The organism is Vampirovibrio chlorellavorus, assembly GCF_003149375.1.
Taxonomy (GTDB): domain Bacteria; phylum Cyanobacteriota; class Vampirovibrionia; order Vampirovibrionales; family Vampirovibrionaceae; genus Vampirovibrio; species Vampirovibrio chlorellavorus_B.
Genome location: NZ_QFWH01000004.1, coordinates 173,617 through 187,658, shown reverse-complemented (window position 1 = coordinate 187,658; position 14,042 = coordinate 173,617). Strand labels below are relative to the sequence as shown.

Annotated in this window: 16 protein-coding genes; 13 read left to right on the top strand and 3 right to left on the bottom strand. The window is 54.7% G+C overall.

All coding sequences use genetic code 11. The annotated features are described in order from the left end of the window. Nucleotides 1-44 precede the first annotated feature (44 nt). Nucleotides 45-263, bottom strand: a complete 219-nt coding sequence (locus tag DF283_RS07010; RefSeq protein WP_303674024.1) for a hypothetical protein — start codon at nt 261-263, stop codon at nt 45-47. 355 nt (nt 264-618) lie between these two features. Here DF283_RS07010 and DF283_RS07005 point away from each other — a divergent pair, with 355 nt between their 5' ends. From DF283_RS07005 to DF283_RS06995, 3 genes are read left to right on the top strand one after another with little or no spacing between them, the layout of a single operon-like run. After that, nucleotides 619-2,910 (top strand): HD family phosphohydrolase, encoded by a 2,292-nt coding sequence (locus tag DF283_RS07005; protein ID WP_303674023.1) that lies wholly within the window; start codon nt 619-621, stop codon nt 2,908-2,910. Continuing rightward, on the top strand, nt 2,903-3,460 hold the full coding sequence (gene ybeY / locus DF283_RS07000) for an rRNA maturation RNase YbeY (protein WP_303674022.1): 558 nt from the start codon (nt 2,903-2,905) through the stop codon (nt 3,458-3,460). The genes DF283_RS07005 and ybeY overlap by 8 nt, the downstream gene beginning before the upstream one ends. Nucleotides 3,461-3,497: 37 nt before the next feature. After that, complete coding sequence (locus DF283_RS06995; protein ID WP_303674021.1) at nt 3,498-3,941, top strand: diacylglycerol kinase; 444 nt, start codon at nt 3,498-3,500, stop codon at nt 3,939-3,941. Nucleotides 3,942-4,552: 611 nt separating this feature from the next. Here the strand turns inward: DF283_RS06995 and DF283_RS06990 are convergent. Both DF283_RS06990 and DF283_RS06985 read right to left on the bottom strand, forming a co-directional pair. Beyond that, nucleotides 4,553-6,286, bottom strand: coding sequence for a 4Fe-4S dicluster domain-containing protein (locus DF283_RS06990; RefSeq protein ID WP_303674020.1), 1,734 nt, complete (start codon nt 6,284-6,286; stop codon nt 4,553-4,555). A gap of 36 nt (nt 6,287-6,322) precedes the next feature. After that, nucleotides 6,323-7,207 (bottom strand): ferredoxin reductase domain-containing protein, encoded by an 885-nt coding sequence (locus DF283_RS06985; protein WP_303674019.1) that lies wholly within the window; start codon nt 7,205-7,207, stop codon nt 6,323-6,325. A gap of 347 nt (nt 7,208-7,554) precedes the next feature. On the opposite strand from DF283_RS06985, the gene DF283_RS06980 reads away from it, so the two are divergent. The 10 genes from DF283_RS06980 to fliE all read left to right on the top strand — a co-directional run bounded on the left by DF283_RS06980 (nt 7,555) and on the right by fliE (nt 13,949). Beyond that, nucleotides 7,555-8,655 (top strand): hypothetical protein, encoded by a 1,101-nt coding sequence (locus DF283_RS06980; protein WP_303674018.1) that lies wholly within the window; start codon nt 7,555-7,557, stop codon nt 8,653-8,655. A 97-nt stretch (nt 8,656-8,752) separates the two neighbouring features. Next, nucleotides 8,753-9,127, top strand: coding sequence for a hypothetical protein (locus tag DF283_RS06975; RefSeq protein WP_303674017.1), 375 nt, complete (start codon nt 8,753-8,755; stop codon nt 9,125-9,127). A gap of 213 nt (nt 9,128-9,340) precedes the next feature. Continuing rightward, nucleotides 9,341-9,757, top strand: coding sequence for a hypothetical protein (locus DF283_RS06970; RefSeq protein WP_303674016.1), 417 nt, complete (start codon nt 9,341-9,343; stop codon nt 9,755-9,757). 179 nt (nt 9,758-9,936) lie between these two features. Further along, nucleotides 9,937-10,638 (top strand): flagellar basal body rod C-terminal domain-containing protein, encoded by a 702-nt coding sequence (locus tag DF283_RS06965; RefSeq protein WP_303674015.1) that lies wholly within the window; start codon nt 9,937-9,939, stop codon nt 10,636-10,638. Nucleotides 10,639-10,735: 97 nt separating this feature from the next. After that, nucleotides 10,736-11,440 carry a flagellar hook-basal body protein gene (locus DF283_RS06960; RefSeq protein WP_303674014.1) on the top strand — a complete coding sequence of 235 codons (705 nt, stop codon included), beginning with the start codon at nt 10,736-10,738 and terminating at the stop codon, nt 11,438-11,440. Nucleotides 11,441-11,470: 30 nt separating this feature from the next. Further along, entirely contained in the window at nt 11,471-11,818 is a 348-nt protein-coding gene (locus DF283_RS06955) for a flagellar basal body rod protein FlgB (RefSeq protein ID WP_303674013.1), read from the top strand. Nucleotides 11,819-11,848: 30 nt separating this feature from the next. After that, nucleotides 11,849-12,358: an RDD family protein gene (locus DF283_RS06950; RefSeq protein WP_303674012.1), complete on the top strand. Its 510-nt coding sequence runs from the start codon at nt 11,849-11,851 to the stop codon at nt 12,356-12,358. A gap of 23 nt (nt 12,359-12,381) precedes the next feature. Further along, a complete protein-coding gene (gene flgC / locus DF283_RS06945) occupies nt 12,382-12,828 on the top strand; it encodes a flagellar basal body rod protein FlgC (RefSeq protein ID WP_303674011.1) in 447 nt (148 codons plus the stop codon). A gap of 81 nt (nt 12,829-12,909) precedes the next feature. Then, entirely contained in the window at nt 12,910-13,566 is a 657-nt protein-coding gene (locus DF283_RS06940; protein ID WP_303674010.1) for a lytic transglycosylase domain-containing protein, read from the top strand. A 62-nt stretch (nt 13,567-13,628) separates the two neighbouring features. Next, entirely contained in the window at nt 13,629-13,949 is a 321-nt protein-coding gene (fliE, locus tag DF283_RS06935; RefSeq protein ID WP_303674009.1) for a flagellar hook-basal body complex protein FliE, read from the top strand. Nucleotides 13,950-14,042 lie beyond the last annotated feature (93 nt).

The window sequence follows — 14,042 nt, the reverse complement described above, 5'->3', positions numbered from 1 at the left end:
GTTTCAACATCGCCCGAGCGATAGAAACGGAGAAAACGCCCTACCTACTTTTGGTACAGTCGGGTATTAAATCGGGCTTTTTTAAATTTAGCGGGATCTTGTAAGCGCTTCATGGCTGAAAAATCCCCGGCTACAAAGTCCACGGATGTATCAAACTGGGCCACAAAATAATCCTGCCCGGGTAGACCTTGCGTTGTCAGGTGCGCTTGTATTTGCGGCGGCAACTCAGCCGCTTGAATTGGCGGAATGATTGGATTGTCCATCGTCAAGATTACCCCACTTACAATTATCGTGATAACTCACCAAGAAAGACCCACAGACCGTATTTAATTTTAGTGTGATGGCATGATTCCGTTTTTCTACCATCGTTTTTCCTGAATATCGCTCACCGGGCGCAATTCTGTATAAGCTGGATATATGATTTTTCTCCACGAATTGGGTTGCCCACGCTAAAATGATTCAAAGTAAAATGCCCTGAGTGCGTTTTCAGTCAAAAATGCTCAAAAAGAGCATTCTAAAAGGATATCGGCTTTGAAACTGCTACAGGATAACACCGACAATCACCTGCCAGACTCGTTGCAGGCACGCTTGCCCTGGTATCTTAAGGTGCTCAAAAGGGTGATTCACACTGTTTTTTCAGCCAACGGTCTGACCGTGGTCATTGGACTGGGTCTCATTGTGCTGATGACTGGGCTGATCAGCGCAGACTACCTGCAGCGCTCCCGCAACATTGATAAAAGCGGCATCAGTCAGGCGGACTTCTACGCCACCAGCCGCCTGGAAATTGTGGATCGCGAAGCCACCCAGCGAAAAATCGACCGGGCCAAGCAAACCATTCCCCCCATTTACCAGCCGGATGAACCCCATAATCAGGACATCCTCGGGGCGCTGGACAAACTGACCGCCCAACTGGGTGCCGTGGTCACCAACACGGCCCTTCCTGCCGAAGCACGTTATTCCCGATATCAGCAACTGACCGCGGATGCGCCCAATGCGGAAAATATTTACACGGAATATTTCAAGGCCCCCATTCCGGCCCAGGACTGGGAGGAAATCACTCAGGCCAGCCGCATTGGTATGGAGCGCATCCTGAAAGCGGGCTTTACGGAAGCGGATGAGCAACTGAAACGAGGGGCCACCCTGCAGTACAGCATCCCGGAAACCGGCTTTAACCCCCGTTATCGTGGGCTGGTTTACTTTCTACTGGATGCCTCACTGGAACCAAACCTGATTCTGGATGAAATTGCCATGAAGCGCAAACAGGAAGAGGTCAGCGCCCAGGTTAACCAGCAACCGGAAATCAAGGTTTTCAGCAGCAAGGAAAAAATTATCAGCAAGGGAGAAAAAGCCTCAGCCGTGCAATTAGCGGCCCTCCAGCGCATGGGAAAACTCTCTGGCGGCAATAACTGGGTGGCCGTACTAGGCGTGTTCCTGTTGAACTTGCTGTTTGTGTTTACCCTGTGGAGTTACCTGTACAACTTTCGGAATCACCAGTTCTTTCGCCCCTCTTATGCAGCACTGATCAGCACCCTGATTTTGCTGACCACCGTGTTCTTCAACCTGCAAGAAGCCGGGGCCTTTGGTCATATTCCCCTGTTTGCCTTCCCGCTGGCCACGGTGGCCCTCAGTCTGGCCATTTTTATGACCCCACTGCTCAGCGTGCTGGCCACCACCCTATTGGTGTTTTTGCTAGCCCTGACCCTGCGGGCGGATTTCGCCAGCCTGTCGGTCTTACTGTTCGGCAGTTACATGGGTATTTATATTGTGGGCAAACGCATTCAGTTCAGCGACCGGGGCAAACTGATGTACGCCGGGTTTTATGTCGGCGCCACCAACATGCTGGTTTTACTGGCCCTCAGCCTGCTGCGTCCGGCTTACGTGGACGCTTCCGGCCTGCCCGCCGCCGCCGATGTCATGGACTGGAGCCTGTTTAACCTCAAAATGCTGGGTTTCAGCTTTTTCAGTGGCGTTCTGTCAGGCATCCTGACCATTGGCTGGCTTCCGCTGTTGGAAACCCTGTTTGGCCTGATTACCCCCTACACGCTGATGGAACTGGGCAACCACGATCAGCCCCTGCTAAAGCGCATGCAATTTGAAGCCCCCGGGACGTTTCACCACAGCCTCATGGTGGCCTCCCTGGCGGAAGCCGCCGCCGAGGCCATTGACGCCAACGCCCTGCTCACCCGGGTGGGCTGCCTGTACCACGACATCGGTAAAATGAAGCGCCCCCTGTTTTTTATCGAGAACCAGGCCTACTTTGGGGTGGAAAATCCGCATGACAAGCTGACCCCCCGGCTGAGCAAGATGGTGATTACCGCCCATCCCCGGGACAGCATTGAGATGGCCAAACAGCACAAACTGCCGGAAGTTTTAATGCGCTTTATGACCGAACATCACGGCACCCTGACCGCCGGGTACTTTTACAACAAGGCCTGCATTGAAGAAGGGGCGGAAAACGTGAACAAATCGCAGTTCCGTTATCCCGGCCCCAAACCGGCCAGCAAGGAAACGGCCATCGTCATGCTGGCTGATGCCTGCGAATCGGCCGTTCGGGCTCTTAAAACGCCATCCGTCAGCGCCGTGGAAGAGCGCATTGATAAAATTATTCAGCAACGCATTGAGGACGGCCAGTTTGACAACTGCCCCATTACCTTTGAAGACATCTACAAAATCAAGCAGACCTTTGTGCGGGTTCTGCGGGGCATTCAGCACAACCGCATTGAATACCAGCAAAACATGATGCGGGAACTGGGACGCCGCCTGCCGCACACCAGTTTACCGGATCAGGCGGCGCTGCATAACGCCCTCAATCAGGCACAGGCACACCCCAGGGCCAGCACTGGGGAACAAGCCACTGAAGCCCCCCCCACCGGAGAACAAACCCGCGGAGAACACACCAAGGATGCTTGAACGCGCGCTCACCCAAAATCACCTGGGCACCCTCAGTCTGCCCTTTCTGTGCCTGGAAGTGTTCGCGGACGCAGAACTCCCTGAGGAGCGGCTGCAAAGCCTGTCTCAACTCATTCAAAAAGCCTGGCCCTTCTTTCTGATGGTGGCTGAACAGGAAAACATCTATGAGCATCTGGCTCTGAATTTGAAAGATAAAATTCTGGAAGTGGAGCTGACCTGGACCACCAACCCCAGCATGCAGGATTTAAACCGGCAATACCGGCAAAAAGAAGGCCCCACCGATGTGTTGACCTTCACCCTGCTGGCCGATGCCCCAAATCCCGAACTGTGGATGAGTCTACCCGTGCTGCAACTGGGCAGTATTTTTATTTCCGTTGAATACGCGGAAAACGCCGTGGCCGACTCTCCGGAGCTGACCCTGGAGGCTTACCTGCTGGAGCGCTTTATCCACGGGATGCTGCACCTGCTGGGCATGCATCATGATACGATGGAGAAGTTCCAGAAAGTGGTCAACATTCAAAACAAGGTGCGATCCTTGGCCCTTGGCTAGGTCCCTTTGTTTCAGCCTCACCGACGAACCCTGAGTTATGACCATCCAAACCATTGAGCCATCCACCGAGCCTGCTATGCCCTCCCCCCTCAAACCGGAGCATCCGTTCAAATCCCGCAGCTTCTGGCATAGCCTGGGTTACGCCCTGAACGGGCTTAAAGCCACCTTTTACACCGAGCGGAATTTTCGTACCCATTTATTATTGACGGTCCTCATCAGCTTGCTGGCGGCTTTCTTGCAGGTGAGTCCCACGGAATGGGCCATTTTGATTTTGTGCATGACCGTGATGATCGCCATGGAAACCCTGAACACGGCACTGGAATATCTGGTGGATCTGTGGGCCGATGGGGCCTTTCGACAACGGGCCAAGCGGGTCAAGGATATTGCGGCAGGCGCCTGTCTGGTGACAGCCGTCGGGGTGAGCTTGAGTGGGGCCTGCGTGTTGCTGCCCCATATTCTGCGCCACTTCCTCTCCCAGTAATAAAGGCAAAAAAAAGGACCCGAAGGTCCATTTCGCTTTAACTTGGCTAAAATTTAAGGGGTCTAAGCCAAGATATCCAGAGAGGGGTAATTTTTTGATTCTTCGTAGAAACGGTATTTTTCCGGGTGAACCCACAGATCCAAGACCTGTGAACGAACCGGTTCCTGATTCCTGCGAAAAATGTTACGCACTCCAGGGTTTGCGATTTGAGGGGTGTTATGGGTTGAAGAAAAAAATGGAATGGGCATCACGCGCTCGATTCATTTTTTAAAACTAAATGCGAAACCGACAACTGTAGGCCATTTGGGCTAGTGTGATTTTTACACTTTGTTCTAGTGTATTATCGACACTATCATCCCTGAGTCAATGAGAAACCCTCAATTGTTAAGAACTGTAAACCCACCAATCCTGAAAAGGCGCAGCCCCCAAACGGATCGCCCCACGGGCATTTGTGACCATTCCGTGACAAAATTCCGTCAGCGCCCGCAGGCCCTCCAGCTTTTTTCTTCGTATCATGCGTATCAATCGTATCAGCGCACAGACACACAGGCACCCAAGGGGACCCCGGAAGGAACGGGCTCCTCCACTGCCATGACGATGAAAGTCGACCCTTACAAACCCATAAAGTCCGGCCCGGAGCCTTGCTCCGCCGCCCGCACTTTCAGATTCACTTCCGGGCACACAATTTCGCACGTACGGCACTGAATACAGTTTTCCAGAGACATGCCGTGCTTGCGCACCCCGGCCAGATCATCCACCCGATGCACTTCCGCCGTGCAGTCGGAGACACAGGGGGTGGTCTTTTGCAGGGCCTCGTAACTGCTAATGCACTTTACGCACACATCGGCATTGAACTCGTCAATGTGCATGTTGCCTTCATGGTATTTGGGATCGGCGTAAAACACCGCATCAGGGCGAGATACTACCGTGGCCTCATCGTATTGGGGCGGGGTCAGGCTGGCCGGTTTGTAATTGGGAATAATATGCTGATAATCCGGCTTGTAGCGCAAGTGGCCAATGTCAGCGGTGCCTTCAATAAAGCCCTTCAGACGCAAAGCGTCGGTCAAGGCCGTGATGGGATTATTTTTCAGGCCCACGCTGATCAACCCGGCATAGGGACTGCTGGTATCGATGCCCTGTAGAACTTCCGGCAAATACGCATTCAGCAAGCGGGGGTTTTCCTCCCAGGCGTGGCGGAAGTACCGGCCTTTTTTCAGCTCCTGCCCGATAAAGCCATCCATGACCTGTTGCTGATAGGGAGCCAGAGCGGCCTGAGTAAAGTCTCCGCCGGATTTTAAAACGTCGTGAATCACCTGAGCGGCGATGTAGCCCGTTTCCATAGACTTATCCACCCCGGAAAGGCAACTGACATCCAGCACGCCCAAGGCATCACCCAGAATCAAGGCCCCATCCACCTGAAACTGCTTGGGCAGGCTGTAATACCCGCCTTCCGGTAACAAGGCGGCCCCGTATTTGAGCAATTTCCCGCCCTTTAGCATGCCCTGAAGCCATGGGTGTTTTTTGAGGTCCTGCAATTTTTCCTGCGGGTTCAGATTGGGATTGGGACTGTCCAGAGAGGCAATCAGGCCCACGGTGAGCTTATTGCCCTTCATGCCATAGATAAAGCCACCCCCAAAGGTGCCATCCACCAACGGATAGCCCATGGTGTGCCAGACCTGACCCTCAAAACTTTGGCCCTCAGCCAGTTCCCAAACTTCCTTCACCCCCACCGACCATTTTTGGGGATTGTCTCGCAAAGTAAATTTGGCAATCAGGTCTCGGGAGACAAAGCCCTTGTCTCCAAAGCACACCACCCGCCCGTAAATATTATCCTCATCGGGGCTGCCGGTGGACTGTTCCACCACTTGCACCCCGGTGACCCGGTCGCCCTCATAAACCACGGCATGGGCGGCAAAGGCCGGAAACAAATCGCCATGAATGTGGTCTACGGCACTGACTTTTTCTTCCAGCTTTTCCGCCAGCCACTTCACCACCTCACTCAGGGTGAGAATATAGTAGCCTTCCTTTTTCACCCCCTCCGGCATGAGGGGACGGGGCACGTGCCAGACATTCTGGGCCCCCAGCACCGAAAAATGGCTGTCCCGGCAAATGCCTTCCAGCGGAAAATCCGATTGCTCCAGGTTGGGAAAGACTTTTTTCAGCACCCGGGGATTGGAAACCGCCCCACTGACAATATGGGCCCCGAAGTCTTTGCCCTTTTCCAGAATACCAAAGGTAAAAGCCGTACCGCTTTCAATGGCCAAATCCACCAAGCGATGGGCCAAAATCAGGTTGGACGGACTCCCTCCGACCAACAGCACATCATATTCCACCCGATCAGACATACCGAGCCCCCCTCTTGTTTGATAGTCGGCGTGGCCCTAGTACACTTCAACGTGCCAACGCTTCTCGGCTTTCAATGTATCAAAAAACACAGTCCAATCAATGCCCTGACGCTGGGCAATTTCCTGGAAGCCTTCCAGAATACCCGCTTCCATGCCCCGCAAACCGCAGATATACAGGTAGGTATTGGGCTGCTTCAGCAGGTTAAACAGGGTTTCCCCATGCTCAATCAGGCGATGCTGCACGTACATGCGCCCACCCTGGGCGTTTTGCTCTTCCCGGCTAAAGGCAGTGACAATGTGGCAGCCTTCATTTTGAGCATAAGCGTCCAGCTCATCCTGATACAGATAATCCTTGCGGGTTTGGGCCCCAAAAAACAGCCAGCTTTGGCCTTTTTCATGCTTCAACTGCTTGTAGCGCTTGCTGAGAAAGGCCCGAAAGGGAGCGATTCCGGTGCCCGTGGCCACCATGATGATATTGGCGTCCGCTTGCTCGGGCATTAAAAAGGCCTTGCCCACCGGCCCGGTCAACTGGGAGATATCCCCCACCTTCAAGTCGCACAGGTAGCTGGAGCAGACCCCATGATACTCTTTGCCGGTGGCTTCATCCACGGTAATGGCCCGTTTTACGCAAACGGTCACCGTCTTGCCCTCGCCATCATCCCCCACCCCGGGTGAGGCGATGGAGTACAAGCGCAGCTTGTGGGGCTTGCCGTTGGCGTCTTCACCGGGCGGCAGAATGCCGATGCTCTGGCCTTCCACATAGCGCAAGTCACTGCCCGAAATGTCGTAGACAATGTGGCAAACATCATTGGGAGAATCCGGGGCGGTCAGGCGGTGATGGGCCACTACGCGCGCGGTTAGTGGCGCGTTGGGCTTATAAATGTTGGAGGGAATTTCCTGGGCAGTGGAAGGAATGCTCATCAGTACCTCAAGCCTCTTACCTACGTTTTTTTGATCATTTTGTCAGCGTCATTTTGTCAGCGCCCAAGTCGAACGCGCAATCAAAATCATTCAATGCAAGCAGCCCGCAAATCAACATCAGGGACCCAAGGGATGATGCAGAGGGGATAAACCGGAGCCACGACTGCCCTTGTTCGCATTAACTACCAATGGTTTGATAAAAATACTGTAACATAAAATAAAGCATTTTCAGCGAATCCACGCGCCCCAAGGTCATTAAAGGGCGCTGGGGAAGAAACTGGAAAAAAGCCACAAACCGTCAACAACAGGTAGAAAAACGAGAGAGAAAGTACGGGCGTTCTTTGATCATGCCGAACCCGCCGTTCAATCATTCAGCTTTCAATAAGCGTGTTCTGGGCGCTATGGCCATTTTAGGCACACTATTGCTGAGCGGCTGTTTGCAGAACCCGTTCCAGCGGGAGAAACCGGTCAAAGAGCCGCCCCTGATTCCAGCACCCCCGGCAGCGGAAGTTTCAAGCGACCAGGGCCAGCTGCCTCTGTTCGTGGGCACCTATGCCGATATCGCCAGACTGCGGGAGCAGGGAGGCACACGAAACCCTGCCCTGTTTCCCGCGGTCAGTCAGGCCATTGGCCTGGGGGTACTCAAACCCGCGGGCCCCTTGGATCAATTTTATCCGGAAAAGCCCATTGACCTGAAAACGTTCAGAACCTGGGCCACGGCCTTTCAGGCCGCCCAAGCCGGCGTACCCATTCCACAGGACGGGAACAGCCCGGTCATCAGCCAGCCAGCCCCCACAAAGATCAACGGGAAAGCCGATGACCTGAGCAGCCCCATGAACCCGCAACAACTGGAACTGATCGCCCCGGACATGCAATTGGGCACCCATCGCATTGCCGATACCGAAACCTTAAGCCGGGAGACCCTTTGCAGCCTGGGCGTTTTTCTGGCAAAAAAATACACCGATGCCCTGAGCCTGAGTCCGCAGGCCGTGGAGGGCATGACCCCGGGCGCCACCGACACCAACGGTGACGAAGCCTTGTCCCTGTTCAAGGATTACGCCGCCATCAGTGCATGGGCCAAACCCTTTGTGGCGGTGGCCTATCGGGACGCCCTGCTGCAAAAAGCCTTTCATGTGAACGCCAACCAACTGACCGTTGAAGACGGGTTTAAACCCACCCGGCCAGCCACCCGGGCGGAAGCCATCATCCTGTTGCACGTGATCTTTGGCAGCGTCAACACGCCCGCACCACCCAGTCCCGAGACACGGGACGTCCCGGATATCCTGAATGGCCCCACCGGCCTGAAAGGCTCCTACAGCCCCTCCGAATCCACCGCCCCCCGGCAGGCGGACACCAAAGCCCCTTTGCCGCTGGCCAGCCAGCAAACCACACAGCAAACGACCCCGCAGGGAACCCGGCGTTTTCAGAAGAGCCTGTTGGCTCACTAAACTTCTCACTGGGGCTCACTAAACTTGTCACTACTGTGTGCGACTGCTAAGATGGCAACACATTGAATCAACAATGCTTTGGAGTGGATTGTCTGTTATGAGTGAAGCAACTCAACCTGAAAAGCCAGCGGCCAGCGCCGCAGCCACCGCCGAAAAACCGGCTCCCCCCGCAGAACCGCCTTTTACTACCGATGATTTGCAAAGCAGCACGGCCCGCTTTACGCACAAGGCCTGGTACATTTATTACAACAACCGCAAGGACATGACGTTTATTCGGGAAACCGACTTGCGCGCTACGCTGGAAGCCCGTACCACCGGCGGGGCCGAAGAACTGCAAAAGTTATTGACCGAAGCGGGCGCCAAAGCGGTCAGCCGTATGGACAAGCTGATTTCCTTTACCGCCACCCTGGAAATCATCCAGACCGTCATCAAGCATCCCGAAACCTTCAAGGTGGATGCCGTCAAAATTTAGGGCCAGCCCCTTCTTTTAAAAATCTCAAAAATCCCGGCTTTACGGCTGGGATTTTTTTAGTAGGCGAATCCGCAAAAATCTTTTAGAATGATGGCATCGAAGGCAATTGATCAACGTGGCCAGCCGTTGTTGTGGTAAAGGCTTGTGCCCGTAGATTCAGTCGAATGAGTCAGTCCAGTTAGAGAGATCGGATAGAGCGTAGGAGAGAACGTAGTGTTTAGGCGAATTTTTGCCGTGCTATTGGTGGCGGCAAGTATTGTAGCCGTGTTAGTCAGCGGCCGGGGCATTGCCGCATCCGCAGGCAAGACCCCTCCAGCGAAAACCCCGCACAGCGGGCCCATGACCCGCAGCGGCAACCAGACCTGGCAGATGGTCAGCATTCCCTTGCGGTTGGTGACCGGGGCCACAGGCTTGGCCATTGGGGCCATTCACGGGGGCTTACAGGGCGTGGTGGCCACAGAAGAGCAATTTGCCCAAGGCACCTTTGGCGAAGCGGAACAAAATCCATTGCTGGTGCCGGTGGGTCTCATTGGCACCATTGCCGCCGTACCGGTTGGGTTAGCCACCGGAGCCCCTCAGGGGGCAGCCCAGGGAGGCACTGCCGGATACCAGCTGTGGGATCGTTTTTAGGGAGTCGATTTTAGCCAACCTCCCATTTTTTGAGAGCAGTCCCCCATCCAGAGGATTTTGGGTGGGGGATTCTTCATTTTATTTCCGCTTTACCGAAATGCAGATCAGGCGACATTGTATTTGGCCAAAAGCCATGCACAATCCCAACAGTGCGCTTTAACGCAAGAAGGAAAGCAGCCATGGAACTGAAAGGTTACGTTTACGCCAATGATGGGCTGACCATTTCCATCAAGGCCATGCACACCCAAATGTCCCTGCTCAACGTGCATACCGACAACATCGCCAACTACGGCATTCCCGGCTACCAGAAAAAAAGCCCGGTCATCACCTCCTTTGCCGAAGTATTGGGCCCCAACGCCGTCGATTCCGCCACCAATACGGACATTGGTCGCCTGCGTCGCTCCGGCTACCCGCTGGATGTGGCCCTGAACACCAAAGGCTATTTTCAAAAACTGAACGCCTATGGCGGAGTCGATCTGACCCGGGACGGCCGCTTTCAGCTGGATAAGGACGGGTACTTGAAAGCACTGGATGGCAAACGGATTTTATCCGCCTCCGGTCTACCCATCCGCCTGCCCTACATTCCGGAGAATCTGGAAAAAGAACTGAAAATAACGCCCAGCGGCGAGGTAATGCTCTACAACCTGAAAAAAGGCAGTGTGACCTCGGCGGCCACCATCGGTGTGGCCAACGAACAGGGCTCCGCCGCCAGCGAAGTCGATATGAAACAGGGCTACGTGGAAGATTCCAACGTGATGCTGCAGGATGAGTACATGGCCATTATGCCCCTGCGGCGGGAATTTGAAGCCAACCGGCAAATGTTTATTGTGCAGAACGACAACCTGTCCCGCATGATTCAGGAATTGGGCCGAGCCCAGTAATGAGTCCCATTAACCCAAGGCTTTTCCAGCCCTGATTTTCATCCGATTTTTAAGTTCCGATCCCACTTTTCAAAACTTTGTTTAAAGGAGTCCGACTATGCTTGATGTGATTATGAAACTGGCTGCCAGCAACGCCAGCAAGCAGTTTCAGTCGTTAGGTTCCATCTCCAACAACATTGCCAACTTCAACACCACCGGCTACAAAGCCCAACGTTTTGAGCAGTACCTGACCAGCGATGATCGACTGGAAGGCACCGTAAAAGTGGACGCCAGCAAAGGGCTGGCCATGATTACCAAGCGGGAACTGGATATTTCCGTGGACGGGTTTGGCTACATTCCGGTCACTCAACCGGACGGCACGGTGGCCTACACCCGCGACGGCAGCCTGACCCTGAACAGCAAGGGCTACATTGTCAATCACCGGGGCGATATTGTGGCCGATGGCATTCAAGTGCCCATCGATTACGAAAAAATTCAAATCCGGGAAGACGGGGAAGTTCGGGTTAAAACGCCTAAAAATCAGGATTTCAACGTCATTGGCAAAATCACGCTGGCCAAATTCCCCAACCCGGAAGCACTGAAAAATCTGGGCTACAACAAGCTGGCCCCCACCCCCGACTCTGGGGAGCCTATTGCCGACATCAACAGCAAAATCAAGCAAGGCACCCTGGAGCGATCCAATGTCAGCGTCCACATGCAAATTGACCAAGTGCTGCGACTGAACGCCTCGCTCATCTCCAACCTCCGGATTATCAAATTCGCCGACGAACTCTACCGTCAGTCCGTCAACCTGAGACAGTAATTGAATGACTCGTACTAAAGGAGCAACCCCGTGGACTTTTTAGACAACGCGCTAGGCCCCTCGCTTCAGTATCTGAACGCCATTTCCTCCCGGCAAAAGCTGACCAGCGCCAACATCGCCAATGCCCACACGCCCGGCTACACGGCTCGCAGCGCCAGCTTCGCCGAAGTGCTGAAAGCGGAGAACCCCTTTGAAACCAACCTGTCCCAGCGCATGGGCAGCAAGCTCAGCGAAATGAACCACAACACCGGCACCCCGGTGAATCTGCAAAAAGAGCTGGTCGACATGCAGAAAAACCTGCTGTTCTACAGTATGACCACCCGGCGAGCCGCCAGTATTGTGACCGTCCTCAAAAGCGCCAGCCAGGTCGGCAGATAAACAAGCCCCGTGAGCCAGAGAAGCATCGCCATGCCTACTTCCCAATCCCACAACCCGGCCTTTCGCTTTCGTCCACAAGCCTGGACGGCAGAGGCGCAGTGTCTACAATTGCGCAATCCCTGGCGTCGTTTGTGGGCCAAAGCGCTGGACTTTAGCCTGGCTGGCCTTATAACGGCTGGACTCATCACGCTCATCGGGCAGCCCCAAGCCCTGCACGCCAGCACGGTACTGCCCTGTCTGGCCCTCAGCACCATCGCCTGTGACACCCTGTTCCTGACCCATTGGGGCACCACACCGGGCAAACGGCTGTGGGGCCTGACTGTTCAAACCCAACACCAAAACCCGCTCTCCTGGGAATCCTCTCTCGCCCGCTCCGTTTGGGTGAACGGCCTGCTGTTCCTCTCAGCCCTGATTCCCCTAATGCCTTTTGTCCTGCTGGTCTACCAGAAACAACGCCTGTGTCGTAGCGGCTTTACCAGCTGGGACGCCCCCCAGCAAACCCTGGTTTATCGACTTGATTCAAGCTATCACACGCCCTGAGCCAACCCGAGGATTGAACCCCCATGACATTATCCGGATCACTTGATATTTCCGTCCAAGGTTTAAGCGCTCAATCCGAGCGGATGAAAGTCCACGCCAACAACATCGCCAACGTCAACACGCCCTTTTACGAGCGCAAAATTCCGGTACTAATGGAAAACCAGCAGATGGCCTTTCAGGATGTCATTGCCGGAATGCGCAAAGGGGTGATTACCACCGGGGTTTCCTACGGGCCCGGCGGAACCTTGATGGCCGGGGTGGTGGCCGATAAAACCCCGGGCAAGCGCATTTACGAACCGGGTCACCCGGAAGCCGACAAAGACGGCTACGTGACCCTCTCCAACGTAAACCCCATGACCGATATGGCCGATGCCTTCAATACCTCCCGCCTGTATGAGGCCAACCTGGCCGTAATCGGCGTGGTCAAGAACATGGCCAACAAAGCGCTGGAGATTGGTCGGGGCGGCTAACGCCTGAACCGCCAGGGCAAGCGGCGACTCAAGCCCTTCCGAAAAAAATAAGAAAAACCATCAGAAAAAGGACAAGAGAAAATGACCCTGTTCGGACTCAGCGGAAATACCACCATGATGGCAGGCGGCGGCATTGATGCCATTGAAAGCCGCATGCGCCAGATTGAAGGCATGATTACTGCCGTGCGGGGGCCACAACCGCTTGCCCCCGGTAACGCCCCGGCCTTGCCCGCCAATCCACTGAGTGATAGCCTGCCAGCAGGAGCAACCAACCAGCCCAAGCCCTTTCAGTTTTTCCTGCAGCAAGCCGGAGCGGCCAGCGTCAATCAGCGCAAAGCCGAAGTCCAGCCGCTGGTGGAAACCCTGAGCAGCCGGTTCGGGCTGGATAAGAATCTGGTCAACGCCCTCATCCAGCAGGAATCGGGCTTCAATCCCAACGCCGTCTCCAAAGCCGGGGCCATGGGGCTGATGCAACTGATGCCCGGCACCGCCCAGCAACTGGGGGTCGCCAACCCTCAGGATCCGGCCCAGAATCTGGAAGGGGGCATGCGCTACCTGAAGGGGCTCTTAAATCAATTCAACGGAAATATCCCGCTGGCCTTGGCCGCTTACAACGCAGGGCCGGGAGCGGTCAACCGCCATCAGGGCATTCCTCCCTACAAGGAAACCCAGAACTACGTGCGCAATATCCTGTCCCTGTACCTTCAAAATCAGCAGACCGCCACGCCAAACACTTAAGCAGCGCCCGGCGGTAGCCACGCTTCCAACTGAACCCAGCTTATAACAACGGAGTTTAACCCATGAACATTGGCTACATTCCCAAGCTCTCCATAACCGAAGGGGTAAAAAGCCCCTTTCAGGCGGCCATGCCCAAACTGCAATTGCAGGGCGAAGTACAAAAGCCCGATTTCCAGAACGCCCTGATGAAAACCCTGGACACTGTCAATCAAACCGCCCAGGCCCCGGACGCCCTGATGCATGAGGCCATGACCACCGGCGGCGTGGACGTACACGACGTGATGGTGGCCAACGCCAAGGCCGAACTGGTGATGAGCGTGACCACGCAGGTAGCCACCAAAGTGGTGCAAGCGTACGACCGCATTCTGCAAATTCAGATTTAAAAAGCCTCAACTCCTCCATTCTCAGGAAAGCGGGCTCTGGAAGATCCATCAGCCAACCGATAAAAGGCACTGCCGTTTCACCGTAAGATAACA

Excerpts from the sequence above, each read along its gene's own strand:
- DF283_RS06965 (WP_303674015.1), top strand. The coding sequence starts at position 9,937 with ATGGAACTGAAAGGTTACGTTTACGCCAATGATGGGCTGACCATTTCC.
- fliE (WP_303674009.1), top strand. The coding sequence starts at position 13,629 with ATGAACATTGGCTACATTCCCAAGCTCTCCATAACCGAAGGGGTAAAA.
- DF283_RS06990 (WP_303674020.1), bottom strand. The coding sequence starts at position 6,286 with ATGTCTGATCGGGTGGAATATGATGTGCTGTTGGTCGGAGGGAGTCCG.
- DF283_RS07010 (WP_303674024.1), bottom strand. The coding sequence starts at position 263 with ATGGACAATCCAATCATTCCGCCAATTCAAGCGGCTGAGTTGCCGCCG.
- DF283_RS06960 (WP_303674014.1), top strand. The coding sequence starts at position 10,736 with ATGCTTGATGTGATTATGAAACTGGCTGCCAGCAACGCCAGCAAGCAG.
- DF283_RS06975 (WP_303674017.1), top strand. The coding sequence starts at position 8,753 with ATGAGTGAAGCAACTCAACCTGAAAAGCCAGCGGCCAGCGCCGCAGCC.
- DF283_RS06980 (WP_303674018.1), top strand. The coding sequence starts at position 7,555 with ATGCCGAACCCGCCGTTCAATCATTCAGCTTTCAATAAGCGTGTTCTG.
- DF283_RS06940 (WP_303674010.1), top strand. The coding sequence starts at position 12,910 with ATGACCCTGTTCGGACTCAGCGGAAATACCACCATGATGGCAGGCGGC.
- DF283_RS06950 (WP_303674012.1), top strand. The coding sequence starts at position 11,849 with ATGCCTACTTCCCAATCCCACAACCCGGCCTTTCGCTTTCGTCCACAA.
- flgC (WP_303674011.1), top strand. The coding sequence starts at position 12,382 with ATGACATTATCCGGATCACTTGATATTTCCGTCCAAGGTTTAAGCGCT.
- DF283_RS06995 (WP_303674021.1), top strand. The coding sequence starts at position 3,498 with ATGACCATCCAAACCATTGAGCCATCCACCGAGCCTGCTATGCCCTCC.
- ybeY (WP_303674022.1), top strand. The coding sequence starts at position 2,903 with ATGCTTGAACGCGCGCTCACCCAAAATCACCTGGGCACCCTCAGTCTG.
- DF283_RS06985 (WP_303674019.1), bottom strand. The coding sequence starts at position 7,207 with ATGAGCATTCCTTCCACTGCCCAGGAAATTCCCTCCAACATTTATAAG.